Here is a 25,932-nt window from a genome sequence, read left to right on the forward strand (position 1 = left end):
CCCGCGGAGCGGGGAGCGCGGTGCGAACGTTCGATGCCGGTCTGCTCAGTCCCAGCTCAGGCCGCCTCTGCGCCATTCGTAGGCGTAGGCGACCGAGACATTGACGATGAACAGAGCCATCGCGGCAAGACCGAACAGACCGAGCGAATCGAAGTGGACCGCCCACGGATACAGGAACACGATCTCGATATCGAAGATGATGAACAGCATCGCGGTGAGGTAGTACTTCACCGGGAAGCGTTGCCCGGTAACGTTTCCCGGCCCGCCGGCCACGGCGTGCGGTGTCGGCTCGATGCCGCATTCATAGGGTTCGAGCTTGGCCCGGTTGTAGCGTGTGGGCCCGATGAGGGCCGCGATGGCAACCGAGCCCAGCGCGAACGCGGTAGCGATCGCGCCGAGTACGAGAATCGGCACCTCGGTATTCACGACTGCACTTCCCCTCCTTGCGAACGGGAGCGGGCGGGGTTGCCGTCCGTCCTCGAACGGGGTGCGGGCGGTCGATGCGGTGGTCCGCGTCGCCGGGGTCGCGTCATCGCCGTGGTGGGCGAGGGTGGGCTGTTCCGAACCTGGCGTTGCGGGTCGTCATGTCATCTCCCGCGCTCATGTGAGCTAGAGCACAGCCTACAACCGATTCGGGGGCGGACCCGGGGATTCGTCGCGGTCTTTGATCGAATTAGCAACTGACATTTATGACCGAAACGGGGCAATCCGCGGGCGCGTCGTCTCCGCTGTTCAGGCGGCCGGACGGCCGCGCAGCAGGCTGACCACGGTGTCGGTCAGCTGGATCGGATCGATCGGATGCGTGGCCGTCGCTTCGGCGCGGGACCAGCGGGCCAGCCATTCGTCATCCGGGCGTCCGGTGAGCACCAGCAGCGGCGGGCAGTGCGCGAGCTCGTCCTTGAGCTGCTTGGCGATCCCGAGTCCGCCGGCGGGGGTGGCCTCACCGTCGAGGATGGCCAGATCGATGCCGCCGGCGTCCATCTGCTCGATCACCACATCAGCGGTGGCGACCTCGAGATAGTCGAGCTCGGGTAGATCAGGATGCGGCTGTCTGCCCAGTGCCAGCATCACCTGGCTCCGGGTGTCGGCATCGTCGCTGTAGACCAGGACCCGCAGCGCGGCGGGATCTTTCGCATCGGCCACGTCGGCATGGTACGTCCGGAGCCGGGTGGTTGGTGGCACGTTCGCCGAGATCGGCCGTGTCGGTCGCCGGGAGGCGCCGGGCCGCGGCGGCACGCTCAGGTGGGCCGGAAGGCGTCGGCGCCCACCCGAGCGGGGTCGAGCAGATGCGCGAGGAACAGCCGGGTGGTGGGGCTGGGGTTGCGGGTGGTGATGGCGTGCCAGGGACGGTCCAGCGGGGTGCCGTCGACGGGGAGCACGCGCAGGGCGCCGGAGTCGAGATGCTCGCCGACGGCGTCGCCGTGGATGAGGGTGACGCCGAGTCCCTCCCGCGCGGCGGCGAGGACCGCACCGTGCGAACCCAGCGTGAGGGTGGGCGGGTCGATCTGCAACTGAGCGAGCAGGTTCAGGGTGGCCTCTCTGGTGCCCGAGCCGCGCCCGCGCAGCAGCCAGGTGGCGCGCATCGGATCGCAGGCGCGTCCGGCGGGGCCGACCACCACGAGCCTGCTCGGGCGCCGCGCGCGGGTGACGAGCCCGGCGTCTCGGGGTGGTCGCCCGGCGATGACGAGATCGGTTTCGTGATGCTGCAATTCGAGGAACAGCACATCGCGCGGATGGATCGACAGGCTCAGTTCGATGTCCGGGTAGCGGGTACGGAACCCGGCCAGCGGGCGCAGCAGTACGTATTCACCGGCGGTGGCGACCACGCCGATGCGTAGCCGCCCGGATTCGGCGCGGCGGACCGCGGCGTGTGCCTCCTGCATGAGTCCGAGGATGCCGCGGCAATAGTCGGCGTAGACCCGGCCCGCCTCGGTGAGGGTGATGCCGCGCCCGGATTTGGCGATCAGCTTGGCGCCGAGCTGTTTCTCGATATGGGCGACGGCGGCGGAGACGGCCGCCTCGGTGACGTGCAGCTGGCTCGCGGCGCGGCGGATGCTGCCGGTGCGGGAGACGACGAGGAAGGTTTCCATCCTTGCCGCACTTACTCTCCCCATTGTCAGACGGTAGCAAACCTGAGGAAACGGTTGAGTTTTTCGGCAAACATTCAAATTGTTTGTCCTGCACGGCGCCGTCATCCTGGACATCGCAAGGCGTTCACCCCCGTGAGCAGGAGGAATGATGGCCGACGAAACCGAGCGTGACCGTTGGGATCCGGGCGTCCAGTCCTACGCCTCGATGGGGTACTACGCCCCGGACTACGAGCCTTCCGACACCGACGTGCTGGCCGTGTTCCGAGTGACCCCGCAGCCGGGCGTCGATCCGATCGAGGCCGCCGCCGCGGTGGCGGGCGAATCGTCCACGGCCACATGGACGGTGGTGTGGACCGACCGGCTCACCGCGCACAGCAAGTATCAGGCCAAGTGCTATCGCATCGATGAGGTGCCGGGCCGGCCGGGGGAGTACTTCGCCTACATCGCCTACGACCTCGATCTGTTCGAGGAAGGGTCGATCACCAATCTCACCTCCTCGGTGATCGGCAACGTCTTCGGTTTCAAACCGTTGCTGGCGTTGCGGCTCGAGGACATGCGAATTCCGGTGGCGTATGTGAAAACTTTCCAGGGTCCGCCGCACGGCACGGTGATGGAGCGCGAATATCTGAACAAATACGGCCGGGCCTTGCTCGGGGCGACGGTGAAACCGAAACTCGGTTTGTCGGCGCGCAATTACGGCCGGGTGGTGTACGAGGCCTGCAAGGGCGGGCTCGACTTCACCAAGGACGACGAGAACATCAACTCCCAGCCGTTCATGCGCTGGCGCGACCGCTACCTGTTCGCGATGGAGGGCGTGAACCGGGCGATGGCCGAGACCGGCGAGATCAAGGGCCACTACCTCAACGTCACCGCCGCCACCATGGAGCAGATGTACGAGCGAGCCGAGTTCGCCAAGGAACTGGGCAGCGTGGTGATCATGATGGATCTGACGGTGGGATACACCGCCATGCAGTCGATGTCGCACTGGGCGCGGCGCAACGGCGTGCTGCTGCACCTGCACCGGGCCGGTCATTCGACCTTCACCCGGCAGAAGACACACGGGGTGAGTTTCCGGGTGCTGGCCAAATGGTGCCGGCTGATCGGCGTCGATCATCTGCACGCGGGCACGGTGGTGGGCAAGCTCGAGGGTGATCCGGCCACCACGAAAGGCTTCTACGACACCCTGCGGGAGAACGTCATCCCCACCGAACCGGCCAACGGAATCTTCTTCGATCAGCAGTGGGCCAGCCTGCCGGGGGTGATGCCGGTGGCCTCCGGTGGTATCCACGCCGGGCAGATGCACCAGCTGGTGGAACTGTTCGGTGATGACGTGATCTTGCAGTTCGGCGGCGGCACCATCGGTCATCCACTGGGAATAGCGGCGGGCGCCGAGGCCAATAGGGTGGCCCTGGAAGCGATCGTGCAGGCCCGCAACGAGGGTCGCGATCTGCTGCGCGAGGGGCCGGAGGTGCTACGCAAAGCCGCCGCAGCCAACCGTCCACTCGACGTTGCGCTGGCGACCTGGGGTGAAGTCAGCTTCGACTACACCTCCACCGACGCACCCGACGCGGTGCCGACGGCGACCCACTGAGCGGCGAATACCACTGGAGGACATGCCATGTACCTGCGTCACGGAGCCTTCTCGTATCTGCCAGACCTGACCGACGCCGAGATCGGCGCCCAGGTTCGCTACGCCCTGCTCAACAACTGGCCGGTCTCGATCGAGTACACCGACGATCCGCATCCGCGCAATGCCTACTGGGAGATGTGGGGGCTGCCGCTGTTCGATCTCGACGAACCCGATGGTGTGCTGGCCGAGATCAACGCCTGCCGGGCCACCTTCCCCCGCCACTACGTGCGGGTGCTCGCCTATGACGCCAGCTACGGCAGGCAGACCACGGCGCTGAGTTTCCTGGTCCAGCGCCCAGTGGACGAACCGGGATTCGCGCTGAACCGCGTGGAGGGTTCCGACCGGCGTCAGCGTTACAGCCTGCACTCCTACGCCACCGACGTCAGGCCCGGTGCCCGGTATGCCGACTGAACGCGCGTCCACCGGTTTCCGGCTGCACCGGCCCGGGGCCGAGGACCCCAGGCCGGTGCGGGCGGTGCCCGCGGACTCGGAGGCGAGTGCGCCGGAGGCGGTGCTGGCCGACAACGCCGTCCTCGATCTGGCCACGGACGTGGCGACCACCGACGTCGAGCAGGTCTTGACCGCCCTGAACGCCGAGCTGGTCGGGCTGACGAAGGTCAAGCGGCGGGTGCGTGAGATCGCGGCGTTGCTGCTGATCGAGCGCGCCCGCGCCCGATTCGGACTGGAATCCTCACGTCCGACTCTGCACATGAGCTTCACCGGCGGCCCCGGCACCGGGAAGACGACCGTGGCGCTGCGGATGGCGCAGATGCTGCACGCGCTCGGCTACGTGCGCACGCCCAAGGTGCACACCGTCACCCGAGACGATCTGGTCGGCCAGTTCATCGGCCACACCGCCCCGAAGACGAAGGAGGCGCTGGCCAAGGCAGCGGGCGGGGTGCTGTTCATCGATGAGGCCTACTACCTGTTCCGGCCGGAGAACGAACGCGACTACGGCCAGGAAGTCATCGAGATCCTGTTGCAGGAAATGGAGAACGAACGCGGCAGCCTGGTGGTGATCTTCGCCGGCTATCCCGATCGGATGGACCGGTTCTTCTCCGCCAATCCCGGCCTGTCGTCGCGGGTCGCGCACCACCTCGAGTTCGACGATTACACCCATGCCGAACTGCTGCGGATCGCCGAGCTGATGGTGGAGGGGGAGAACTTCCGGTTCGACGATGCCGCGCACACCGCGTTCGCCGATTACCTGACCGCTCGGATGAGCCGACCGCGGTTCTCCAACGCGCGCAGTGTGCGCAATGCGATCGACCGCTGCCGGCTGCGGCAGGCGCGACGGCTGGTGGAGCTGGATCGTCCGCTCACCAAGGCAGACCTGATCACGTTGACCGATGCGGACGTCTACGGCAGCAGTGTTTTCGGCGCCTCGGCCGAGCCCAGCGGATGAGGAGAGCACCGCGCGATGCCCGAAGGATGGAAGACCCTCACCCGCTACACCATCGAGGAGGAACACCGGCATCCCGGCTCCTCGGGTGAGTTCTCGGCCCTGGTCAATGTGGTGGCGACGGCAACGAAACTGATCGCCAATCAGGTGACCAGAGGCGCGATCCTGGCCACCCGGGCCGGCGCCGAACCGGGTGGTCCGCCGACGGCGCGGCGTGCACTCGACGCCCTCGGCAACGAGATCATGATCAGCGAGACGCAATGGACCGGGCATCTGTCGGCCCTGCTGTCCGAGCAACTCAGCGAGGTATACCCGGTCCCGCAGGGGCAGCGGCGCGGCAAGTACCTGCTCGCCTTCGATCCACTCGACGGTTCCAGCAATATTGATGTGAACCTGCCGGTCGGCACCATTTTCAGTGTGCTGCGCGCCGACCCGGACGGTTTCTGCCAGCCGGGCATCCGGCAGGTGTGCGCCGGGTTCACCCTCTACGGCCCGGCCACCATGCTGGTGCTGACCACCGGCAGCGGGGTCGACGGGTTCACCCTCGACCGTGAGATCGGCGCGTTCGTGCTGACCCACCCGCGGATGCGCATTCCCGAGGACACCTCGGGTTTCGCGATCAACGCCGCCAACGAGCGCTTCTGGGAACGTCCGGTGCGCCGTTACGTCCACGAATGCCTCGACGGCGTGGACGGGCCGCGCGGGCGCGATTTCAATATGCGCTGGGTGGCGTCGCTGGTCGCCGACACGTTCCATATCTTGACCAGAGGCGGGGTGTACCTGTATCCGCGCGACACTCGACCCGCCGCGGGCCCGGGCCGGGTGTCGCTGCTCTACGGGGCCAACCCGATCGCCTTCATCGTCGAACAGGCCGGCGGTGCCGCCTCCACCGGCAGCGCGCGGGTACTGGAGGTGGCGCCCACCGACCCGCATCAGCGGGTGCCGTTGATCTTCGGATCGCGCCACGAGGTCGAACGGATCGAGCGCTACCACCGCGAACCCGATGCGGGCCCGAGCTTCGACACGTCATTGTTCGGCACCCGCTCGCTGTTCCGCTCGGCCGGGCGCTAGCGGCGTCGATTCTGTTGTCCGGTCATCGAGGAGGGGCCCATGTCGGTCAAGCATCCCGTCGTCGCCATCACCGGATCCTCCGGTGCCGGCACCACCAGCGTCACCCGCACGTTCCAGGAGATCTTTCGCCGCGAGGGCATCAATGCCGCGTTCGTCGAGGGAGATTCGTTTCACCGCTACGACCGCAACGAGATGAAGCTGGCGATGGCCGAGGCCGAACAGAACCGCAACACCACCTTCTCCCATTTCGGGGAGGAGGCGAATCTGCTGGCGGAGCTGGAGCGGCTGTTCCGCGACTACGGGCAGACCGGGGTCGGTGCGGTGCGCCGGTATCTGCACGATGAGAAGGAAGCCAAACCCTACGGCCAGCCCGCGGGCACGTTCACTCCGTGGGAGGATCTCGCGCCGGGCAGTGATCTGCTGTTCTACGAGGGTCTGCACGGCGCGGCCGTCACCGACACTGTCGATGTGGCGCGCTATACCGATCTGCTGGTCGGCGTGGTGCCGATCGTGAATCTGGAGTGGACGCAGAAGGTGATCCGGGACAAGACCGAACGCGGCTATTCCAGTGAGGCCGTGATCGATACGATCCTGCGCCGCATGCCCGATTATGTGAAATACATCTGCCCGCAGTTCTCCCGCACCTACGTCAACTTTCAGCGGGTACCGACCGTGGATACCTCGAATCCCTTCATCGCGCGGTCGATTCCGACAGCCGATGAGAGTTTCGTGGTGATCCGCTTCGCCGAACCGAAGGTGATCGACTTCCCCTATCTGCTGTCGATGCTGCACGACTCGTTCATGTCGCGACCCAATTGCATCGTGGTACCCGGCGGCAAGATGGAACTGGCCATGCAGTTGATCTTCACCCCGCTGATCCTGCGGCTGATGGACAAGCGGCCCACCGCGGCACGGTGACATCACCTGCGGCGCTGCGGCGGCGGTGCGGATCTAGTCGGGAAGCAGCGGCACCGACAGGCCTTCACCGCGGCCGAGTAGCGCGGCTCTGGTGACGGCGCCGGATCCGAAACGGCGGCGCAGATCATCGAGGGCGGCGTCCAATGGTGCGGTGGGACGGCCCTCGAAGGGCAACGTCAACTGGATGGCGTCGGCATCCTCGAGGTTGGTCAGCGCCAACCCGATCAGGGTGATGCCACGTTCCTGGATCAGCGGCAGAGCAGCGGTGAACAGGATGCGGGCGGCGTGCCGGATGGTTTCGGTGTCGTCGGTGGCCTCGGCGAGGGTGTGCGAACGGGTGGCGCGCGTGAAATCGTCGAAACGTAAGCGCAGCACCACTGTTCGGCTCACGCGTTGCGCGCCGCGCAGGCGCCGGCCCAGCCGGTCGACGAGGCCGTAGAGGTAGGCGGCGAGTTCCTCGGGCGGGCGCGGGCGGCGGCCGAGGGCGCGCTGGGCGCCGATCGAGCGACGGCGTTTGCCGGTTTCCACCCGGCGCGGATCACGGGCCCACGACAGCGCGTACAGGTGCCGGGCGGCAGCGGGGCCGAGCATCGACCGCAGGCCCGATTCACCGAGTTCGGCGAGCTGCCCGACGCGGGTGATGCCGTGCTGGTGCAGCGTCGCCGCGGTGACCACGCCGACGCCCCACAACCGGTCGACCGGCAACGGATGCAGGAATTCCAGTTCCCGATCGGGTTCCACCAGGCGAAGGCCATCGGGTTTGGCGACGGCGCTGGCCACCTTCGCCAGGAATTTGGTGCGGGCGATGCCCACCGAGATCGGCAACCCGACCTCGGCGCGCACCCGGGCGCGCAGCCGCTCGGCGATACCCAGCGGCGGCCCGGCGATGCGGCGCAGACCCGCCACGTCCAGGAAGGCCTCATCGATGGAGATGCCTTCCACGACGGGCGTGGTGTCGCGGAAGATCTCGAAGACCGCCGTGCTGGCCTCGGCGTAGGCCGACATCCGTGGCGGCACCACCACCGCCTGCGGGCACAACCGCAGCGCTTGGCCGCAGTTCATCGGAGTCCGTACGCCGAGTGCCTTGGCTTCGTAGCTGGCCGCGAGCACCACGCCCCCGCCGACGAGCACCGGTCTGCCCCGCAGCGTCGGATCGTCGCGTTGTTCGACCGAGGCGTAGAACGAGTCCAGATCGGCGTGCAGGATCGAGGCGTCCGCGCGCGCGGCGATCCGCGGACGGCGCGAGCCCGCGGGCTCGACCGCCCGTCCTGAGGAGGTGGGCGCGGAATCGGACACGAACATATGTTCGCATGCGGGTCCGACAGGTTTCGCTGCCCAGGGTTTGGCGATCTACGGTTCGGGTACGTAGCAATGGTGGTCGGCGAGTACGCTGAGCGCACGATGAGACGGTTGCGGGCCAGTGATGAGGGAGTCGGCACGGTGCGTGGGTTCGGTGATCTCGAAGCGGTGATCATGGATCGGATCTGGGATCGGGACACCGAGACGACCAGCGTCCGCGACATTTACGAGGAGTTGTGCGCCTCCCGCGATATCGCGTACACGACAGTCATGTCGACGATGGACAATCTGCATCGCAAGGGCTGGCTGGCCCGGGAACGCGCGGGCAAGGCCTATCGATACTGGCCGACGCTCACCCGGGAGGAACACAGCGCCCGGTTGATGCTCGAGGCACTGGGCTCGGGTGGTCGCTCCGATCTGGTGCTCAGCCATTTCGTCGACCGGATCAGTGACGAAGAGTCGGCGGGCCTGCGCGCCGCGCTGCGCCGGCTGACCGCACGCAAATCCCCGGGGCCCGCGTGAGCATCACGTCGACGCTGCTGCTGTACGGGTCCGCGGTGGCCGTGGCGGGCCCGCCGGTGCTGCGCCGGCTCACCCGAGCCGGGACCGCCCCTCGCCTCGGTGTGCTGGCGTGGGTGGTGACGGTGGCGGGCGCGCTGGTGGCGTGGGCCGCGGCGGCCGTCGTCTTCGTCGTCGAACACGCCACTGTGTGGCGCCACTGCGACGAGGCCATCCGCGCTTGTTACGCGGTGTTCGGCATGCCCGTGCACCCCTACGACCACCCGGCCGGCCGCCTGGTCACCTTCGCGCTCGCGCTCCTGGTGGCCGTGGCGGCCGGGGTGCTGGGATGGCGGAGCCTGCGGATGCTGATGCGGATGCGCCGGCGGACCCGCGCGCACGCCAGGGCGGTGCGCATGGTCGGACGCCGCATGCCGGGACTTCCCGCCGTCGTGCTGGACGCGCCGCAACCGCAGGCCTACGCCGTCCCCGGACGACCGGACACCATCGTGGTCACCACCGGTGCGCTGGCCGCGCTCACCGACGATCAGCTCGCCGCTGTCCTGGCCCATGAACGCGCGCATCTGTCCGGCAGGCATGGTGTGTTGAGCGCCGCGCTCACCGGTATCGCCGCGATGGCGCCGCGCCTGAGCGTGCTGCGGCAGGGATCGGCCGAGGTCGCGCGGTTGCTGGAAATGTGTGCCGATGACGCCGCCGCACGCGAACACGGACGTGAGCCGCTGCTCGGCGGGCTGCTCGCCATCGTCGACGCCGGCCCGAGCACCCCGGCCGGTGCGCTGGGCGCCGCGGGTACCGCGGTGCTGGCGCGGGCCGAGCGCTTGGCTTCGCCTGCGGGTGCGGTGCGCCGGGCGACCACCAGGACCGCCTTGCTCGGCGTGATCCTGACGACCGTCGGCGGTTTGGTGACGGCGACAGCCTGCGTGGCGTTGTGCGTGAGCGTGTTCTGAACCGCCGTCGGCAGCGAACCTTCCCGTCCGGCTGCACCATCGGCTGACGACGGTGAGATGTCGGTGCTGCCCGTTAAGGTCTGAGCCAGGCCGGAAGCCGGGCGGTAGGAGAAAGGTGTGCGGATGCGGGTGAGCTGGGACCAGGCCTTCGCGTGGCGGTTGCGGCGGCAGTACGTGCGGCCGCGAGCGGCCGTCGGCGTGGTCGGCATCGCGGCGCGACTGTGCGGGCTGCAAGCCCAGGTGGCGTCCTCGGCCGAACTAGCGGCGGCGCTGCGCACGACCACACCGGAAACCGGCGCCGTCGCACGCGCCCTCACCGCGGGCGAGCTGATCAAGACCTGGGCGATGCGGGGCACCCTGCACGCCATGACACCCGATACCGCCGCTGCCTGCCTTACCCTGCTCGCCGCCGCGCGGACCTGGGAGAAGCCGTCCTGGCAGCGCACCTTCGGCGCCACCCCCGCCCAGGTCGCGGCGCTCGCGGACAAGGTCGGCGAGCTGCTCGAATCCCAGATCCTCACCCGCGAGGAATTGGTCGAGCAGATCGCCGCCGATCCCGCGTTCGCGGTGCACGAAGCCGAATTGCGTTCGGGCTGGGGCGCCTTGCTCAAACCACTGGCCTGGCAAGGAGTGCTGTGCCACGGTCCGGCACGCGGCACCAAGGTGAGTTTCACCAGCCCGTCCACCCTGCCCGGCTGGCGGCCGGTGACCGACGTCGACGCGGCCGCGCGCACCGCGGTCACCGCCTACCTCGGCGCCTACGGCCCGGCCACCCCCGAAGCGTTCGATGCCTGGCTCAGCCGCGGCGCGCACCGCAAGACCAGGGTGCGTGGCTGGTTCGCCGATCTGGGGGAGGAGCTCACCGAAGTCGACGTCGACGGCCGGCGCGCCTACATCCTGACCGAACACGCCGACGAACTCGCCGCCACCGAACCCGACGATGCGGTGCAATTGCTCGGCGCGTTCGACCAGTACGTGCTCGGACCCGGCACCGGCGACCCGCAACTGCTCCCCGCCGAGCATCGGGCGAAGGTGAGCCGGACCGCGGGCTGGATCGCGCCCATCGTGGTCGCACGCGGCCGGATCGCGGGTACCTGGGAACTCACCGACTCGGACGAGGTCGTCGCCGCCATGTTCGACGGCGCCGCCGTGCCCCGCGCCGAACTCGCCGAGTCACTTGCCCATCTGGCCGCGGCCACCGGACGGGATCGGCTCACCATCCGGGCGAGCTGACCACCGCTGGAATCGATCAGCCGCGCCCGCGTTCGGCGATCAGGTCCGCCAGCCCGTCCAGGATGCGCCGCAACCCGAACCCGAAGTGATCGAAGTCCTGATCGAAGGCGTTCTCCTCGAGACCGGCCATGATCGGATACCGCCCACTGTTCATCGCTCGTTCCAGCATCGGCAGCTGCGCCTGCCAGAACTCCGCGTCGGTCATGCCGGTGGTGCGCAAGGCTTCCTGCTGGAAGACCTCGGCGCGGGCGGCGCCGACGACGAAGTTGTCGATCATGACGATCACCGAGATCAGTTCGACATCGGTCAATCCCATCGGCTTGATCGCCGACAGCACCACCTCCATGCTCTCCACAGCGCCGGGGCCCATGATCGGGCGCGCCTGGTTGACGTAGAGCAGCCAGGGGTGGCGGCGATACAGCGCCAGCGTCCCGTGGGCGACCTGCTCGAGCGCGGCCCGCCAGCCGTCGGCGGCCGTCACGTCGTGATCGGGACGTTGAACCCGGTCGAGCATGAGGTCGAGCAGCTCGGCCTTGCCCGGCAGATAGCGATACAGCGTCATGGTGCCGGTGCCCAATTCGGTGGCGACCCGCCGCATGGTCACGGCCTCGAGGCCCTCGGCGTCGGCCACCTGCACAGCGGCCTCGACGATGCGGTCCAGGGTCAAACCCGGCTTCGGCCCTCGGCTCGGCCGGGGACCGGTGTCCCACAGCAGTTCGAGCGTGCGGTTGATGTCGCCGCTGCCGCTGGTCTCCGTGCTCGCCATGGTCGTCACCCTATCGCCCGGATCGGGCCCCGAAAATTAACTGGGTACATCGTACTCGTATTAGGGTACGCTGTACCCAGTTCCGATTCGTTCTGCTGGGTACGGAGGGTTGTGTGAGCGAATACGCCGTGATGGCCGAGGGTTTGAGGAAGAGATACGGGGACAAGCACGCGCTCGACGGATTCGATCTGACGGTGCGTCGCGGGACCGTGCACGGCTTGCTCGGGCCCAACGGTGCCGGCAAGACCACCGCGGTGCGGATTCTGTCGACGCTGATCCGGCTCGACGGCGGCCGGGCGACGGTGGCCGGACTCGATGTCGCGCGCCACCCGCGCGAGGTGCGCTCCCGGATCGGGCTGACCGGGCAGTACGCGGCCGTCGACGAAGTGCTGACCGGCCGGCAGAACCTGGAGATGTTCGGCAGGCTGTTCCACCTGGGCGCCCGTCGCGCCCGCAGCCGCGCGACCGAACTGCTCGAGCGTTTCGATCTGGTCGAGGCCGCCGATCGCGGGGTCGGCAAGTACAGCGGCGGCATGCGGCGCAGGCTCGACCTGGCCGCGTCGATGATCCTCGCGCCGGATGTGCTGTTCCTCGACGAGCCCACCACCGGTCTCGATCCACGCAGTCGCGGTGAGGTGTGGGAGTCGGTGCGGGCACTCGTCGCCGACGGCACGACCGTGCTGTTGACCACCCAGTATCTCGAGGAGGCCGATAAGCTCGCCTCCCGCATCACCGTGATCGATGCCGGGCGGGCCATCGCCGACGACACCCCGGAGGGGTTGAAGAACACCGTCGGCGCCGACCTCATCGAAGTGGTGGCCGCCGATATCGCCGACCTGCCCGCCGTGGCGAAGGTGGTGGCCAGGGTCTGCGTCGGCGAACCGGACCTCGACGACGCCGAACGCCGCGTGCACGCACCCGTCACCGACCGCGTCGCCGCACTCACCGAGGTGGCGCGCACGCTCCAGGACCAGGGAATCACGGTGGAGGACATCGGTTTACGCAGGCCCAGCCTCGACGATGTGTTCCTGCAACTGACCGGCCATCGGGCCGCGGCCGAGGAGGTGGCGGCATGAGCGCGACCGCTGATCTCGCGCCTGTGCGCGCTCGCTCGCGCGGCTACTGGGTGGTGGCCGACTGCTGGAACGTGGTGCGCCGCGGGCTCACCCACTACCAGCGTCAGCCGATGAATATCGCCTGGCAGCTGGGCTTTCCGATCCTGTCGGTGCTGCTGTACGGCTACGTGTTCGGTTCGGCGATGACGGTGCCGGGCGGCGGCGACTATCGCAGCTTCCTGATGCCGGGCATGTTCGCGATGACGATGGCCTTCGGCTTCATCAATACCGCGACCGTGATGGTCTACGACGCCACCAACGGTGTGATCGATCGTTTCCGCTCGATGCCCATGTCGCCGTCGGCGGTGGTGTCGGGTCGCGGTGTCACCGATCTGCTGGTGGCCTGCGCCGAGTTGACCATCCTGATGCTCACCGCGCTGGTCATCGGCTGGCGGCCCGAGGGCGGGATACTCGGCGTGATCGCGGCCTTCCTGCTGCTGCTGTGGCTGCGGTTCGCGCTGATCTGGGTCGGCGTGTGGCTCGGGCTGCTGGTGCCGAACCCGGAGGCCGCGGGCGGGCTGTTCGCGGTCGCCTTCCCGCTGACGATGATCTCCTCGATCTTCGTCGCACCCCAGCTGATGCCGGACTGGCTCGGCGTGATCGCGGCATGGAACCCGATCTCCTCTACCGTGGCCGCCAGCCGGGAACTGTTCGGCACCCCCGTGGGGGCGGGCGATTCCTGGATCGAACAGCACGCGGTGCTGATGGCGGTGGTCTGGCCGATCCTCATCACGGCGATCTTCCTGCCCCTTGCGGTGCGCCGGTTCCAGCGCCTCAGCCGCTGAACGACCTGTCGGCCCGGTGTCATCGGCACCGGGCCGATAGGCTGCGACGGTGACCGACGGGCTGGTGACCGAACTCATCGATACGGTGGCGTGGGTGCGCATCGAGGAGGGCAAGATCCTGTGCGCACGGCCGCGCGGCAAAGCTGTCTTCTACATCCCGGGCGGCAAGCGCGAGCACGGCGAATCCGATCTGCAGACCCTGGTGCGCGAGATCGAAGAGGAACTGACCGTCGCCCTGCTGCCCGAGACCGCCGTCCAGGTCGGGGTGTACGAGGCCGCCGACGGCGCTTTCTCGGTGCGGATGAGCTGCTACACCGCCGAATATCGCGGCACGCTCACCCCGAGCAGTGAGATCGAGGCGCTCGCCTGGTTCGGCTACGGCGACCGCGAGCTGGTGCCGCCGGTGGATCAGCTGTTGTTCGACGAACTGGCCGGCGCCGGGCTCCTGCACTGACGGCGCGGGCCGCCGATCAGCAGAGCGGCGCTTTCGAGCCCACGAGTTCACCGCGGAAGAAGCAGACGATCAACTGCACGAAGTCGCGCGCGTAGGTCGCCGAACCGGAGTCGGCGGAGCCGGTGGGCGCGGCGGTCGCCGCGGGGGCGGCCATGCCCACTCCGGTGGCGAGGGCGGCGGTGACGAGGACTGCGGCGCAGGCTCGGGTGAGGACCATGACGGCTCCGTTCGAATTGGGGTGCCGTCAGTATCGGCGGGTCCGCGCGGCGGGGGCAGCCCCGAACTCTCGGGGCGAGGGTGCCGGTGGCGGCGGCGCCTGCGTGAACGTGGTGATCGCGAGGGCGTTGCCGATGAATAACGTTGTGTGCGAGCAACACTGGTGGCGGCCGCGGCATCCTACCCTGGATGGCACGTGAGCTCCAGGCTCGCCGGTCGTGACCTGCGCGACTGCAAAACGAACGTTCCTTCCTTGACGCCGGGGGGCCGGGGCGCAACACTGGAATTCAAGTAAGCGGAGGAATCATCTCCTCTTAGGAGGTCGTTGTGGCCGGACCCCTGGCGTCGATGCCGATTCAGCACTGCGCCGCTCCAGCGCCCCCGCGGTGCGTGCCCGATCCCACGCGGATCTGACCGCACCGGACGGGCCCGATCGAAACAACGTCGTTTCCATCTCGAAGGGTGCCCCCGATGACCCTCATTACCGCCCCGACCCGCCCCGGCATCGTCACACTCGCCGATCCGCGCGCCCGCGACGCGGACCTGACCGGCGCCAAGGCCGCCGCCCTCGCCGAGGCCGCTGCCATGGGGCTGCCGGTTCTCGACGGATTCGTGCTGACCACGGCCTGGTCCGAGCCACAGCATTCGCCGGAACTGTTGTGGCGCAAGCTGTCCGATGGCGGTGCCCGACCGCTCGTGGTGCGGTCGTCCTCGGTCGCGGAGGACAGTGCCGAACGATCCATGGCGGGCATGTTCACCTCGGTGCTCGGCGTGCGCGGCTGGCCGCGCTTCCGGGAGGCCGTCGACGAGGTGCTGGCCTCCGCAGGCACCCCCGCGGCCACCGACGCCGCGGGCGGTGCGGCGATGGCGGTGCTGGTGCAGCCGTTCCTGGCGGCGAGCTGGGGCGGAGTGGTGTTCACGGCCGACCCGGTCACCGGGCGCACCGACCGGATGATGATCACCGCGGTACGCGGCGGACCGGACGCGGTGGTGAGCGGAGCCGAGGACGGATGGACGGCACTGCTCACCCGATCGGGACGCGTGCGGCGGGTCGTGGCGCACGACGCGCCCGGCCTGCCGGGGTCGGTGCGCCGCAAGGTGATCCGGATGGCGTTGCGCGCCGAGCGCATGTTCGGCGGCCCGCAGGACATCGAATGGGCGGTCGACGCCGCGGGAAACGTCCGACTGCTCCAGGCCCGGCCGATCACGACGCTGCACGGCCGCGTCACCGGCCCGGTGCTCGGCCCCGGCCCGCTGGCCGAAACCTTTCCCGATCCGCTGCGCCCGCTCGAACAGGACCTGTGGCTGACGCCGCTGGCCGAGGGATTGCGGGTGGCCCTGGAACTGACCGGCTCCGCACCGGCGCGCCGCATCCGGGAGTCGCCGGTCGCCACCGCGGTCCTCGGCGTCGCCGTCGCCGACCTGGAACTGCTCGGCGTGGAGCGGCCACGGCGCCGGCTGCTCGGTCTGCTCGATCCGCGTCCCGGTGCCCGGAAACTGGGTGCCGCGATGCGGGTGGGACGTCTCGCTGCCGCGATGCCCGCACTCGCCCAGCGGATCTGCGAACGGGCGGACACCGATCTCGCCGCGGTACCGCCGCCGACGGAGTTGAGCCGCACCCAACTGCTGGCCGTCCTGGACAACTCCCGCACGGCATTGACCGCGCTGCACGGATACGAGGCACTGGCCGGCATGCTGGCAAGCCCCCGCGAATCCGCTCCCACCGCGGCGGCGATGGCGCTCGCCGCCCTCACCGAGGCGCGGGCCGCGGGCATGGCCGCCGACCGCGTCATCGAGGAATACCCGGTGGTGTTGGCGCTGACCCCGCCACGCATCGGACCCCGCACCGCGCCACCGGATCTCGATCAGGCCTACGCACCGATCGCGGAGTTCGACCCCGGTGCCCTGGCGCTGGCGCGGGAAGCCTTGCGGCTACGGGCCCGCTGGGTGCAGGAACTCGGCGCCCGCGCGGCCTGGGAACTGGGCACCCGCCTCGCGGCCGAGGGCGCCCTGGACTCGGTGGAATCGGTGGCCCTGCTCAGCTTCGACGACCTCGTCGCCGTCACCGGCCGCACGCCGCTGCGTCGGGCCGATGCGGGTGAGGGCGCGGCGTATGGCATCGATGCCGGCGAGACCGCAGGTGCCGCGCGCGTGGACGCGCCCGGGCCCCTCGCCGCGGAGGGCGGACAGCCCGCGGCCGATGAGTCGCCCACCCGGGCCGTCGTCCAGCTGCCGACCCGGTTCCGGCTCGCCGAGGACGGCTGGCCGGTCCCGGTGGGCGGCGCACCGGAAACCGGGGACTGCGGTGTCGGGGCGGGCGGCGGTTCCGGACGCGGCATCGTCCATATGGGCGACCGGCCGCCGGAGGGCTCGGTGCTGGTGGTGCGGCATCTGGATCCGCGGCTGGCGGTGGTCGTGCCGCGGCTGGCCGGGCTGATCGCCGAAACCGGCAGCCCGCTCAGCCATGTCGCGATCCTGGCGCGCGAGCAAGGTGTTCCGGTGGTGGTCGGCTATCCGGAGGCGACCAGGCGGCTGCCGGACGGCGCGGTCGTCGAACTCGACGGGCGCACCGGCCAGGTGCGGGTGTGCGTGGAACAGGAGGGCCGGGGATGAACGCGCGTGGTCTCGGGATGTTGCTGGCGGTCGCTTCGCTGATCGCCACCGGCACCTATGTTTTCGTGTATCTATATCGCTGGGAGTGGAATCGGGCGATTCTCACCGCCACGCTGTTCATCGCGGCCGAGATCGCCTTGGTGGCGATGGTGCTGACCAAGCGGTTGCGCGCGATCCAGCGTGAACTCGGTGACGGCGGCGAACGCAGCCGTGCCGACCACGACAGCACGGCCCGCATCGTGCACGCGGCGGTACCGCAATCGCGGGTCGGCTTCGCCTGGCTGGCCCGGCCGGACCGGCTCGGGGTGTTCGTTCCGGTGCTGCTCGCCGGTGGTGTCCTGCTGACCGGAGTGGCGTGGCTGGTCGAGCGTCTCGCCCGGTTGACCGCTGGCCCGGCGGCCGAACGCCGCATCCTCACCGGCCTGGAGCGGCTGCGGCTGCCCGAGGCCGGGTTCCTGACCCCGCCGCCGGATCGTCTGCGGTTGCTGCGCGGGCCGCTGACCGGCGCGCGGTGGTGAGCCGTGCGCCGGGTGCTGGTGCTCGCGCTGCTGGCGATCGTCACCGTCGCGGGCCTGTCCGCGATGGCGACGAGCATGAAGTTCGAAACCGACAGCGGGGCAGCGGGTAGCCGCACCATCATCCATTTCGACGCCCACGCGCGGACCCCGGGTCCCGCTGCGGCGCTGCGATTGTGGGAGGAATGCGCCAGCATCGCCAACCACGTCCGCCTGGTCGCGGGCCCATCCAACGACGGCACCCGCTGGACCGTTGTCCTCGAACCGGCCCTCGGCCCGCATACCGAACGCCGCCTCACCGGCTGCCTCGACGACCTCACCGTCGACGGTATCCGCGGCCATCACCTCGCCACCGAACGCCACACCAACTGACCTTGCGCCGCACCGGTGTTCGCGCGAACTCCCCGTTCTGACCGTGCCGTCTGCCCGCGGCGGGCTGCCCGCTGCGGACGAGCCGTCGCCCGGAGCTCAGTGCGGGCCGAACCGCCGCGGGCGGTCGTGTGCGGGCCGAGCCCCGCTGCGGGCGGTCGTGTGCGGGCCGAGCCGCTGCAGGCCGCATTGGGCGGGCCGAACCGCCGCGGGCTTCCCTCCGCGATCCGAACCGCCGCAGTCTGCCCGGCGACGGGCCGATCTGCCGCACCGCGCTGCCGCGGCGCACCGCCTGCCCTCCCGGGCGGCGGTCAGGTGGTGACGTGGGCTCGGGTGGCCCGGTCGATGAGGTGTTCGATCAGGCTGAGCAGGACGTTCTTCGACGAGACGCGGTCACGGGCGTCGCACAGCATCACCGGGGTCTCCGGGTCGAGGTCCAGGGCGTCGCGGACCTCGTCGGTGGTGTAGCGGGGTGCGCCGTCGAAACAGTTGACGCCCACCAGGAACGGCAGTTTGCGGCGTTCGAAGTAGTCGATCGCGGCGAAGGAGTTGCCGAGCCTGCGGGTGTCGGCGAGCACCACCGCGCCCAGCGCGCCGCGGGCCAGCTCATCCCACAGGAACCAGAACCGGTCCTGTCCCGGCGTACCGAACAGGTACAGCACGAGATCGCTGTCGATGGTGATCCGGCCGAAATCCAGTGCCACCGTGGTGGTGGTCTTGGATTCGACACCGGACAGGTCATCGACCCCGGCGCTCATCTCGGTGATCATCTCTTCGGTGCGCAGCGGCGTGATCTCGCTCAGGGCGGAGACGAGTGTCGTTTTGCCGACACCGAATCCGCCCGCGATGAGAACCTTCACCGAGGCAGCCAGATGCGGCACCCCGTTCGGGTCGAGCCGGGCAGGGTCAAATTTTTCGGATTCCATCCAGTACCGCTCGCAATACGTTGAGGTCGCCGGGCCCGGCCTCCGGTTGCACCGGAGCCCGGAAGATCAGGTGCCCGTCACCGATCAGATCTCCGACGAGAATCTTGGTCACTGCCAGTGGCAGTTTCAAGGTGGCCGCCACCTCTGCCACCGATCGCGGCTGCACACACTCCGCGACGATCTGCGCGTATTCGGGTTCGACACGCCGCATGGTCGGTGCGGGACGCGCCGCGACGACCGCGGTGAGCATGTCCAGATCGTGTGCGGCGCCCATCGTGCGCCCACGCGTCACCGCATAGGGCCGCACCAGCGGACCCGCCGCCTCGTCGAACCACGGCTCACCCATACGCGTCATAACGAACCCACCACATCACGCCTGGGATTCGACCTCGGCGGCGCCATTGCGGGCGGTGGTCGACAGGTAATTGCCCACCCGCTGCACGGTCAGGTTCATCTCATAGGCCACCATGCCCAGATTCGCTGTCTCCGAGGCCTGCAGAGCCAGGCAGGCGTTATCGCCCGCGGAGGTCACGAACAGCACGGCGCGGTCGAGTTCGATGACGGCCTGACGTACCCCGCCGCCGTCGAACCGGCTGCCCGCGCTGCGGGCCAGACCGTAGAGCGTGGAGGACATGGCGGCGAAATGCTCGCCGTCCTCACGGGCGATCCCGTCGGAATGACCGAGCAGCAAACCGTCGGTGGACAGGACGACCGCGTACCGGACGCCGGCCAGCCGCTCGACCAGGTCGTCGAGCAGCCAGTTGAGATCACTTGCGGGGGAAGTGGACACTTAGCCTTCCTGTTCCTTCGGGGTCGAGTTCGGCGGCGCCGGCGCGACGGAATCGTCGGCGGGCAGCGGCTTGCGACCTTGTCTGGTGCCGTTCTCGATGGCCGACATCAGATCTCGGGCCTGTTCGGCGGTGCGAGGTCGCTGCGAGGCGGGCTGCGGGGTGACCGGCTGCGCCAATTGCGGTGCGAGACTAGTCTGCCGATTCCGCCGGGGTAAAGCGGGACGACCGTCGGCGGTGCGCTCCACCGGCTCGGCCGGCCGCGGTGCGGGCGTCGGCGCGGGCGGCGGGTCGGCCAGCAGGGTCGCGGTCGGTGCGGGCGCCGATTCCACGGCGCGCGTTACCGGCTCGCTCGCCGCGGGCAACGCCGGTCGACGTTGCGGCTTGGTCACCGGCTCGCTGGGCGCGGCGCCGGTCTCGCCCGGCAGCAGCAGCTTCGACGGCACCAGCACGATCGCCCGCACCCCGCCGTAATCGGATTCGCTCAACCGCACCGAGATGTCGTGGCGTGCGGCCAGCTGGCCGACCACGAACAGCCCGAGCCGGGAATCGGCCGACAAGGTGGCCACGCCGAAATCGGGTGGATCGGCGAGCATCTCGTTGACCCGCGCCAGTTCGTCGGCATTCATTCCCATGCCCTGGTCGCTGATCTCCACGACCAGCCCCTTGCCGACGATATTGCCGGTCACCTCCACCCGCGATTGCGGCGGCGAGAACGAGGTGGCGTTGTCGACCAATTCGGCCAGCAGATGCACCAGGTCGGCGACTCCGTTGCCGGCGATCCGCGATTGCGGCAGGGTGCCGAGGCGCACCCGGGTGTAGTCGAGGGTTTCCCCGATCGCGCTGCGCACCAGGTCGATCAGCGGCACCGGGTTGCGCCAGCGACGGCCCGGCTCACCGCCGCCGAGGATGATCAGGTTCTCGGCGTTGCGGCGTTCGCGGGTGGCGAGATGGTCGAGGCGGAACAGGGTGTCCAGCATGGCCGGATCCTCTTCGCGCTGTTCGGCCGCGTCGAGGATCTCCAGCTGGCGGTGTACGACGATCTGGCTGCGGTGGGCGATATTGAGGAACACCGCGCGCACACCCTCGCGGGTGCGGGCCTCGGTGACGGCGGCGGTGACGGCGGCGGCGTGCGCGTGCTCGAAGGCCGTTGCCACCGCGCCGACTTCGTCGCGGCCGAAGTCCAGGCGCGGCGCTTCGGCCACCGGATCGACCTGCTCGCCGGCGCGCAGGCGAGCGAGCATGCCGGGCAGGCTTTCGTCGGCCAGCGCCAAGGTCTGATCGCGCAATCGCTTCAGCCTGCGGATGAACCGGTTCGCCAGCACCAGCGAGACCAGGAAGGCGCCGATGCTGATGAGCAGCACGGTGACGCCGAGAGCCAGAGAGGCGGCCGCGGACTCGGTGGCCGAATCTCGGGACATCTGCTGGGCGTGCCGGTTGTGCATGTCCCAGATATCGAGCAGCGCGTTGTTGACCTCGGCCTCCGCGTCCCGCCATTGCTCGATCGTGGCGGGCAGTGGCGCCGGTTCGTCATCGGCCGTGGTACGGGTGCCGGTGCGGCCGGAGGCTGTCTCCCCGGAGGATGTCTGCGACGGCTCGGTGGCCTCGGGCCGGTCGAAGGTGCGCTGAGTGAGCGCCTGCTCGGTCGACGCGAGCACCTGCCAGGCCGGGCTCGCCAGCACGGCCTGCAGCTTGTCTCGGAAGGCCGGTTCGAGATCGGCGGCCAGCGGGGGCAGCGTGGTGCGATGGGTGCCTGCCTGGGCGATGAACTCCTCCGGCAGCGCGACCACACCCGAGCCGTTCACCAGCGCCGCCTCGGCCAGCGCGTTGCTGCGCGAGACGGCTTCGAGGCCGTAGATGAGCCGGGTCGACAACGCCAGCTGCACGACCACGGCCGGGTCCGGCGCCGACCGCTGCGCCATCTGCGTGCCGATGGTGAGCACATCGAAGACCCGGGTGTAGAAGGTGTAGGCGTCCGGCGTCGGCAGAGCCCTGGCGTCGGCGGCATCGCGCACCATGGCCAGCTGCTGACCGAGAGTGACGAAGCCGCCGACATCGGCGCCCACGGTCTCGGGTGAGAGCTCCTGGAGCGGAATCGACGCCTCGATCAACGCCTGAAACGCCGCGTCGACCCGGGGCCGGATGGACGCCAGGCCCGCGGCCGCGGTGGGATCTCCGGCCAGGTGGGTGAGGGTGAGCCGCCGTTCCTGCTGCACCGCGTCCAGCAGCTGACGGGTCGGGTCGATGGCCGCCTGCATGGCCTCGGCCCACTGTTTGCCGTGATTGCCCCGGTCGACCAGGTACCCCGCTGCACCAACGCCGACTACCAGCAGAGTCAGGCTGGGAATGAGGGCGATCGCCAGTATCCGTGCCCGGACACCGAGCCTCGCTCTGAACATCGGCACAACATAAACGCCATCGTGACCGAATCGGTATTCGGGTCCCGTTGAGCGGGACCGGATTTGACATGGCAGCGGCCGGTCCGGCCGGCGTCGCGCCCGGGCGGTTCTGCGCGATTGTGACACCGGGCACCATGGCGCCTCCGGTGTGGGTAGATTGTGTGTACCGACGAGTAACCCACATCGAGGAGGCACTGATGCCCGCGCCGGAAGCCGACGTCTTCGCCCGACTGAGCGCCCTCGCGGCGATCGACGGCGCCGAGGCACGCCCCACCAGAACCATCACCGAGGTGTTCACCGGACGTCCGCTCGGCACGGTGCCGGTCGGCACCGCCGACGACGTCGCCGACGCGTTCACCAGAGCCAGGGCCGCCCAGGCGCATTGGGCCGCCCGCCCGGCCGCCGAACGCGCCGCCGTCTTCGAGCGCTACCGGGCGCTGATCGTCGACGAGCGCGAGTACCTGATGGACGTCATCCAGGCCGAGACCGGTAAGGCGCGCTGGGCGGCCCAGGAAGAGGTCATGGGCCTGATGCTGGCCGCCCGCTACTTCTCCCGGGTCGCGCCGGGGCTGCTGGAACCGCACAAGGTGCCCGGCGCGTTCCCGGTGCTCAACCGTGCCCAGGTGCGCACCCAGCCCAAGGGTGTCGTCGGTGTGGTCGCGCCCTGGAACTATCCGATGTTGCTGTCCATCGGTGATTCGATTCCGGCGCTGCTGGCGGGTAACGCGGTGGTGGTCAAGCCGGACAGCCAGACCCCGTTCTCCTCGCTGGCCGGTGCCGAGCTGCTCTACCGTGCGGGTCTGCCGCGTGACCTGCTGGCCGTGGTGACCGGACCGGGCACCGTGGTCGGCACCGCGATCGTCGACTCCTGCGACTACCTGATGTTCACCGGCTCCTCGGCCACCGGGCAGACCCTGGCCCAGCAGTGCGGTAAGCGGCTGATCGGATTCTCCGCCGAACTCGGCGGCAAGAACCCGATGATCGTCACCCGCGGGGCGAACCTGGACAAGGTGGCCAAGGCGGCGGTGCGTGCCTGTTTCTCCAACGCCGGCCAGCTGTGCATCTCGATCGAACGGATCTATGTCGAGCGGTCGATCGCCGAGGAGTTCACCACCAAGTTCGTGGCCGCGACCGAGGCGGCGAAACTCGGTGTGGCCTACGACTTCTCCACCGATATCGGTTCGCTGATCTCCGAATCGCAGCTGGAGACGGTGTCCAAGCATGTCGCCGATGCGACGTCCAAGGGCGCGAAGGTGCTCACCGGCGGTAAGGCCCGTCCCGACCTCGGGCCGCTGTTCTTCGAACCGACGGTGCTCGCCGAGGTCACCGACGAGATGGAATGCGGGCGCAACGAGACCTTCGGCCCGCTGGTCTCGATCTACCCGGTGGATTCCGTCGACGAGGCGGTGCGGCTGGCCAACGACACCGAGTACGGCCTCAATGCCAGCGTGTGGGCGGCCAGTCCGTCCGAGGGCGAGCAGATCGCGCGGCGGCTGCGCGCGGGCACCGTCTGTGTCGACGAGGGTTACGCGCCGGCCTGGGGGACCACCGGTGCGCCGATGGGCGGCATGGGGATTTCCGGTGTCGGCCGCAGGCACGGCGCCGACGGGCTGCTGAAGTTCACCGAACCGCAGACCGTCGTGGTCACCCGGTTCATGAACCTCGACCCGCCGCCGATGCTGTCGCAGGACAAGTGGCAGCGGTTCCTGATGACCATCGCCCGCAACCTGCGGTTCCTGCCAGGACGCTGAACCGTCGACTCGGTATGCCGCCCGGGCCTACCCTGGCGGCATGCCGAGTCGATCACGGCCCGCGCGCCTGGCCGACGTGCACGAACTGGCCTCCGCGATGCCGCATGTGACACGCGTGGACGGTCCGCACGGCAATGCCGTCTACCAGGTGGGCGGCAAATCGTTCGTGTTCTTCCGCACCCCGCGTCCCGACGCCGTCGACCCGGAGACCGGGGAGAAGTACGACGACGTGATCATGTTCTGGGTGCCGTCGGAAGGCGACAAACTGGCGCTGGTGCAGGATCGCACCACTCCGTTCTTCACCACCCCGCATTTCGACGGCCACCCCTCGGTGCTGGTGCGGGCGGCGCATCTGAACCAGCTCACTCGGCAGGAACTCGCCGAGATCATCGAAGACGCCTGGCTCTGCCGCGCGTCGGCGCGCCGGGCCCGGTTGTGGCTGGAGGAGCATCCCGCCCCGCCCTGAGCGGATCAGACGCGTTGATCCCAGCGGGCGGCGATCTCCGCGACGCCCGCGCCCGCGAGCTGGTCGAGCGCGGCAGGGCGGCCGGTGATCATGAGCAGCAGTGCGACGATGGGTCCCTCGACCGGACTGCCCCGGCCCGCCGACCATGCGATATCGGTGGCGCTGAGCCGAAGGCCCTGGAGCCGGCTGCGCTTCCAGACCGGCCAGCCGACCGAATACGCGCGGGTCGCCGCCGCGGCGGCGGCCTCGACGGGGACCGGGATCGGCCGGCCCAGCGGCAGGGAGATGTCCTGGCCGTGCACGATGACGTCGAAGAGCACATTGCGGTAGTTGGTGACCATCGGCAGGTCTCGGCACGCGGCCGTATCGCCGATTTCGGCGACCAGTTCGGCGGTCGGGCGGCGGGCGTGCGCGCGCGCCATGGTGTCGACGAGAGCGTTGTAATCGCCGCGGGCGCGGGCGAATTCGCGCATGATCGCCCGCGGTGAGAGTGGCTGCGTGGTCATCGCGACGTGGGCCGCCACGTCGCGGATCCGCCAGCCGGCGCACAGTGACGGGGTATCCCATTCGGCGGGGGTGAGCTCGCCGAGCAGGGCGGCAATGGCGCGGCGCTGCTGCTCGATCACCTGCCAGCTCTGTTCGCGATCCATGGCCATCACCTGCTCGGACGAGGAGTCGCCGACGGCGCGGCGAGTCCGTAAAATTAATCAGGATCTCTGACTATTTTAGTCAGTGACTCTGACTTGTTGCAAGAGCGTGGAAGGGGGCAGGCGTGGAGCGTTCCGCCGAGGAGTCGCCGCTCGGGCTGCTGCTGTTCCTGCCGTATCGGTCCATGGAGAACCGGGTCTTCGCGGCCCTGGCCGAGGCCGGATATGCCGACATCACCCTGGCTCAGGCGCGGATCGTGCAGCGCATCGGCCCCGACGGCACCCGGCTCACCGAACTCGCCGAGCAGGCGCAGGTCACCAAGCAGACCGCGGGCTTCCTGGTCGATCAACTCGAGCGCGCGGGCTACGTGGAACGGGTGCCGGATCCCACCGACGGTCGCGCGCGCCTGGTGCGGCTGTCGGCGCGTGGTCGGCGCGCGACCGCGGTGGCCAACGCGGTCGTCGCCGAGGTCGAGCACGAATGGAGCCGGCATCTCGGACCACGAGCGACGGCACAGCTGCGTCGTGCGCTCACCCGGTTACGGGACATCACCGACCCTTACCGCTGAATCAGCGCAGCCGGTCCGCACCTGTTCGGGGTGGGGGAGCGGCCGCGGCGGCGGCCGCCTCGTCGGCATCCAGGGGCCGCACGTGCAGCACGAACCGTGCTCCCTCGGCCGACTCCAGCGAGGCGGTGGCCGCGGCGCCGGTATCCGGCCCGACGTCGATGGTGAGGTGATCGCGGGCGTATCGGGCGTAGTTGTCGCCGCTCATCCAGAATTCGGTGTGCCAGGGCAGGCGGGCCACCAGCACATCACCGTCGTCCGGCTGAAAATCGCGGGTGCGCAGGCAGATCGGGGTCGCCGCGCCCGAACTCAGCAGCAACGTCACCGGGCCGTGCTCGTCGATCACGTGCCGCAACACCGAGCGCGCCGCCTCGGTGGCATCGCCGCGGACACTGCGGTCCGGCATCAGCGTGCGGGGGCCGGGGCGTCGGTCGTGGCGGTCTCGGC

Annotated in this window: 29 protein-coding genes; 17 read left to right on the forward strand and 12 right to left on the reverse strand. The window is 69.3% G+C overall.

All coding sequences use genetic code 11. From position 1 onward, the window contains the following. Positions 1-45: 45 nt before the first annotated feature. The 3 genes from AC5W7N_RS12820 to AC5W7N_RS12830 form a co-directional block, all read right to left on the reverse strand. Positions 46-426 carry an NADH-quinone oxidoreductase subunit A gene (locus tag AC5W7N_RS12820; protein ID WP_163810736.1) on the reverse strand — a complete coding sequence of 127 codons (381 nt, stop codon included), beginning with the start codon at positions 424-426 and terminating at the stop codon, positions 46-48. A 306-nt stretch (positions 427-732) separates the two neighbouring features. Continuing rightward, positions 733-1,068, reverse strand: a complete 336-nt coding sequence (locus AC5W7N_RS12825; protein WP_228806499.1) for a DNA-binding transcriptional response regulator — start codon at positions 1,066-1,068, stop codon at positions 733-735. A 170-nt stretch (positions 1,069-1,238) separates the two neighbouring features. Continuing rightward, complete coding sequence (locus tag AC5W7N_RS12830; protein ID WP_228806494.1) at positions 1,239-2,114, reverse strand: LysR family transcriptional regulator; 876 nt, start codon at positions 2,112-2,114, stop codon at positions 1,239-1,241. 124 nt (positions 2,115-2,238) lie between these two features. Here AC5W7N_RS12830 and AC5W7N_RS12835 point away from each other — a divergent pair, with 124 nt between their 5' ends. From AC5W7N_RS12835 to AC5W7N_RS12855, 5 genes are read left to right on the forward strand one after another with little or no spacing between them, the layout of a single operon-like run. Beyond that, on the forward strand, positions 2,239-3,681 hold the full coding sequence (locus AC5W7N_RS12835) for a form I ribulose bisphosphate carboxylase large subunit (RefSeq protein WP_195019537.1): 1,443 nt from the start codon (positions 2,239-2,241) through the stop codon (positions 3,679-3,681). Positions 3,682-3,708: 27 nt separating this feature from the next. Next, positions 3,709-4,131, forward strand: coding sequence for a ribulose bisphosphate carboxylase small subunit (locus AC5W7N_RS12840; protein WP_163810742.1), 423 nt, complete (start codon positions 3,709-3,711; stop codon positions 4,129-4,131). Beyond that, positions 4,121-5,125, forward strand: coding sequence for an AAA family ATPase (locus AC5W7N_RS12845; protein ID WP_495923798.1), 1,005 nt, complete (start codon positions 4,121-4,123; stop codon positions 5,123-5,125). The genes AC5W7N_RS12840 and AC5W7N_RS12845 overlap by 11 nt, the downstream gene beginning before the upstream one ends. Positions 5,126-5,140: 15 nt before the next feature. Continuing rightward, on the forward strand, positions 5,141-6,193 hold the full coding sequence (locus tag AC5W7N_RS12850; RefSeq protein ID WP_194990320.1) for a class 1 fructose-bisphosphatase: 1,053 nt from the start codon (positions 5,141-5,143) through the stop codon (positions 6,191-6,193). A 39-nt stretch (positions 6,194-6,232) separates the two neighbouring features. After that, a complete protein-coding gene (locus tag AC5W7N_RS12855; RefSeq protein WP_163810749.1) occupies positions 6,233-7,111 on the forward strand; it encodes a phosphoribulokinase in 879 nt (292 codons plus the stop codon). Between the two features lie 33 nt (positions 7,112-7,144). Here AC5W7N_RS12855 and dinB read toward each other — a convergent pair whose 3' ends face one another. Beyond that, positions 7,145-8,413: a DNA polymerase IV gene (gene dinB, locus AC5W7N_RS12860; protein WP_228815095.1), complete on the reverse strand. Its 1,269-nt coding sequence runs from the start codon at positions 8,411-8,413 to the stop codon at positions 7,145-7,147. Between the two features lie 99 nt (positions 8,414-8,512). Here dinB and AC5W7N_RS12865 point away from each other — a divergent pair, with 99 nt between their 5' ends. The 3 genes from AC5W7N_RS12865 (at position 8,513) to AC5W7N_RS12875 (ending at position 11,109) form a co-directional block, all read left to right on the forward strand. Continuing rightward, a complete protein-coding gene (locus AC5W7N_RS12865; RefSeq protein WP_163810751.1) occupies positions 8,513-8,932 on the forward strand; it encodes a BlaI/MecI/CopY family transcriptional regulator in 420 nt (139 codons plus the stop codon). After that, the gene (locus tag AC5W7N_RS12870; RefSeq protein ID WP_195007077.1) at positions 8,929-9,876 is read left to right on the forward strand and encodes a M56 family metallopeptidase; all 948 of its coding nucleotides are present in this window, start codon (positions 8,929-8,931) and stop codon (positions 9,874-9,876) included. Before AC5W7N_RS12865 ends, AC5W7N_RS12870 begins: the two co-directional genes overlap by 4 nt. Positions 9,877-9,999: 123 nt before the next feature. Beyond that, positions 10,000-11,109 (forward strand): DNA glycosylase AlkZ-like family protein, encoded by a 1,110-nt coding sequence (locus tag AC5W7N_RS12875; RefSeq protein ID WP_495924104.1) that lies wholly within the window; start codon positions 10,000-10,002, stop codon positions 11,107-11,109. A 16-nt stretch (positions 11,110-11,125) separates the two neighbouring features. Here AC5W7N_RS12875 and AC5W7N_RS12880 read toward each other — a convergent pair whose 3' ends face one another. Next, on the reverse strand, positions 11,126-11,875 hold the full coding sequence (locus tag AC5W7N_RS12880) for a TetR/AcrR family transcriptional regulator (protein WP_495923800.1): 750 nt from the start codon (positions 11,873-11,875) through the stop codon (positions 11,126-11,128). Positions 11,876-12,006: 131 nt separating this feature from the next. Between AC5W7N_RS12880 and AC5W7N_RS12885 the strand changes: the two genes are divergently transcribed. From AC5W7N_RS12885 to AC5W7N_RS12895, 3 genes are read left to right on the forward strand one after another with little or no spacing between them, the layout of a single operon-like run. Next, entirely contained in the window at positions 12,007-12,951 is a 945-nt protein-coding gene (locus AC5W7N_RS12885; protein WP_495924106.1) for an ATP-binding cassette domain-containing protein, read from the forward strand. Beyond that, positions 12,948-13,775, forward strand: coding sequence for an ABC transporter permease (locus tag AC5W7N_RS12890; protein ID WP_495923802.1), 828 nt, complete (start codon positions 12,948-12,950; stop codon positions 13,773-13,775). Before AC5W7N_RS12885 ends, AC5W7N_RS12890 begins: the two co-directional genes overlap by 4 nt. Before the next feature lie 49 nt (positions 13,776-13,824). Next, positions 13,825-14,229, forward strand: coding sequence for an NUDIX hydrolase (locus AC5W7N_RS12895; RefSeq protein WP_495923804.1), 405 nt, complete (start codon positions 13,825-13,827; stop codon positions 14,227-14,229). A 16-nt stretch (positions 14,230-14,245) separates the two neighbouring features. On the opposite strand, the gene AC5W7N_RS12900 is transcribed toward AC5W7N_RS12895, so the two are convergent. Further along, the gene (locus AC5W7N_RS12900; protein ID WP_495923806.1) at positions 14,246-14,446 is read right to left on the reverse strand and encodes a hypothetical protein; all 201 of its coding nucleotides are present in this window, start codon (positions 14,444-14,446) and stop codon (positions 14,246-14,248) included. A gap of 470 nt (positions 14,447-14,916) precedes the next feature. On the opposite strand from AC5W7N_RS12900, the gene AC5W7N_RS12905 reads away from it, so the two are divergent. The 3 genes from AC5W7N_RS12905 to AC5W7N_RS12915 are packed head-to-tail and all read left to right on the forward strand — an operon-like array spanning position 14,917 to position 17,945. Further along, positions 14,917-17,058: a PEP/pyruvate-binding domain-containing protein gene (locus AC5W7N_RS12905; protein ID WP_495923807.1), complete on the forward strand. Its 2,142-nt coding sequence runs from the start codon at positions 14,917-14,919 to the stop codon at positions 17,056-17,058. Next, the gene (locus AC5W7N_RS12910) at positions 17,055-17,576 is read left to right on the forward strand and encodes a hypothetical protein (RefSeq protein ID WP_163810767.1); all 522 of its coding nucleotides are present in this window, start codon (positions 17,055-17,057) and stop codon (positions 17,574-17,576) included. The genes AC5W7N_RS12905 and AC5W7N_RS12910 overlap by 4 nt, the downstream gene beginning before the upstream one ends. Before the next feature lie 3 nt (positions 17,577-17,579). After that, entirely contained in the window at positions 17,580-17,945 is a 366-nt protein-coding gene (locus tag AC5W7N_RS12915; RefSeq protein WP_495923809.1) for a hypothetical protein, read from the forward strand. Between the two features lie 308 nt (positions 17,946-18,253). On the opposite strand, the gene AC5W7N_RS12920 is transcribed toward AC5W7N_RS12915, so the two are convergent. From AC5W7N_RS12920 to AC5W7N_RS12935, 4 genes are read right to left on the reverse strand one after another with little or no spacing between them, the layout of a single operon-like run. Further along, the gene (locus tag AC5W7N_RS12920; RefSeq protein WP_048833441.1) at positions 18,254-18,868 is read right to left on the reverse strand and encodes a GTP-binding protein; all 615 of its coding nucleotides are present in this window, start codon (positions 18,866-18,868) and stop codon (positions 18,254-18,256) included. Next, on the reverse strand, positions 18,849-19,223 hold the full coding sequence (locus AC5W7N_RS12925) for a DUF742 domain-containing protein (RefSeq protein ID WP_036536933.1): 375 nt from the start codon (positions 19,221-19,223) through the stop codon (positions 18,849-18,851). Before AC5W7N_RS12925 ends, AC5W7N_RS12920 begins: the two co-directional genes overlap by 20 nt. 15 nt (positions 19,224-19,238) lie before the next feature. Further along, positions 19,239-19,658 (reverse strand): roadblock/LC7 domain-containing protein, encoded by a 420-nt coding sequence (locus AC5W7N_RS12930; RefSeq protein ID WP_163810771.1) that lies wholly within the window; start codon positions 19,656-19,658, stop codon positions 19,239-19,241. Continuing rightward, on the reverse strand, positions 19,659-22,055 hold the full coding sequence (locus tag AC5W7N_RS12935) for a sensor histidine kinase (protein ID WP_495923811.1): 2,397 nt from the start codon (positions 22,053-22,055) through the stop codon (positions 19,659-19,661). It abuts the gene before it with no gap. A gap of 197 nt (positions 22,056-22,252) precedes the next feature. Here AC5W7N_RS12935 and AC5W7N_RS12940 point away from each other — a divergent pair, with 197 nt between their 5' ends. Continuing rightward, positions 22,253-23,806: a succinic semialdehyde dehydrogenase gene (locus AC5W7N_RS12940; RefSeq protein WP_495923812.1), complete on the forward strand. Its 1,554-nt coding sequence runs from the start codon at positions 22,253-22,255 to the stop codon at positions 23,804-23,806. Between the two features lie 40 nt (positions 23,807-23,846). Then, positions 23,847-24,272 carry an MmcQ/YjbR family DNA-binding protein gene (locus AC5W7N_RS12945; RefSeq protein ID WP_495923814.1) on the forward strand — a complete coding sequence of 142 codons (426 nt, stop codon included), beginning with the start codon at positions 23,847-23,849 and terminating at the stop codon, positions 24,270-24,272. A 5-nt stretch (positions 24,273-24,277) separates the two neighbouring features. Here AC5W7N_RS12945 and AC5W7N_RS12950 read toward each other — a convergent pair whose 3' ends face one another. Then, complete coding sequence (locus tag AC5W7N_RS12950) at positions 24,278-24,922, reverse strand: maleylpyruvate isomerase family mycothiol-dependent enzyme (RefSeq protein WP_495923816.1); 645 nt, start codon at positions 24,920-24,922, stop codon at positions 24,278-24,280. A gap of 182 nt (positions 24,923-25,104) precedes the next feature. Here AC5W7N_RS12950 and AC5W7N_RS12955 point away from each other — a divergent pair, with 182 nt between their 5' ends. Beyond that, positions 25,105-25,488, forward strand: a complete 384-nt coding sequence (locus AC5W7N_RS12955) for a MarR family winged helix-turn-helix transcriptional regulator (protein WP_194991756.1) — start codon at positions 25,105-25,107, stop codon at positions 25,486-25,488. A 1-nt stretch (position 25,489) separates the two neighbouring features. Here AC5W7N_RS12955 and AC5W7N_RS12960 read toward each other — a convergent pair whose 3' ends face one another. After that, complete coding sequence (locus AC5W7N_RS12960) at positions 25,490-25,891, reverse strand: DUF779 domain-containing protein (protein WP_163810781.1); 402 nt, start codon at positions 25,889-25,891, stop codon at positions 25,490-25,492. Positions 25,892-25,932: the final 41 nt, after the last annotated feature.

It is taken from the genome of Nocardia sp. CDC519 (assembly GCF_059509835.1).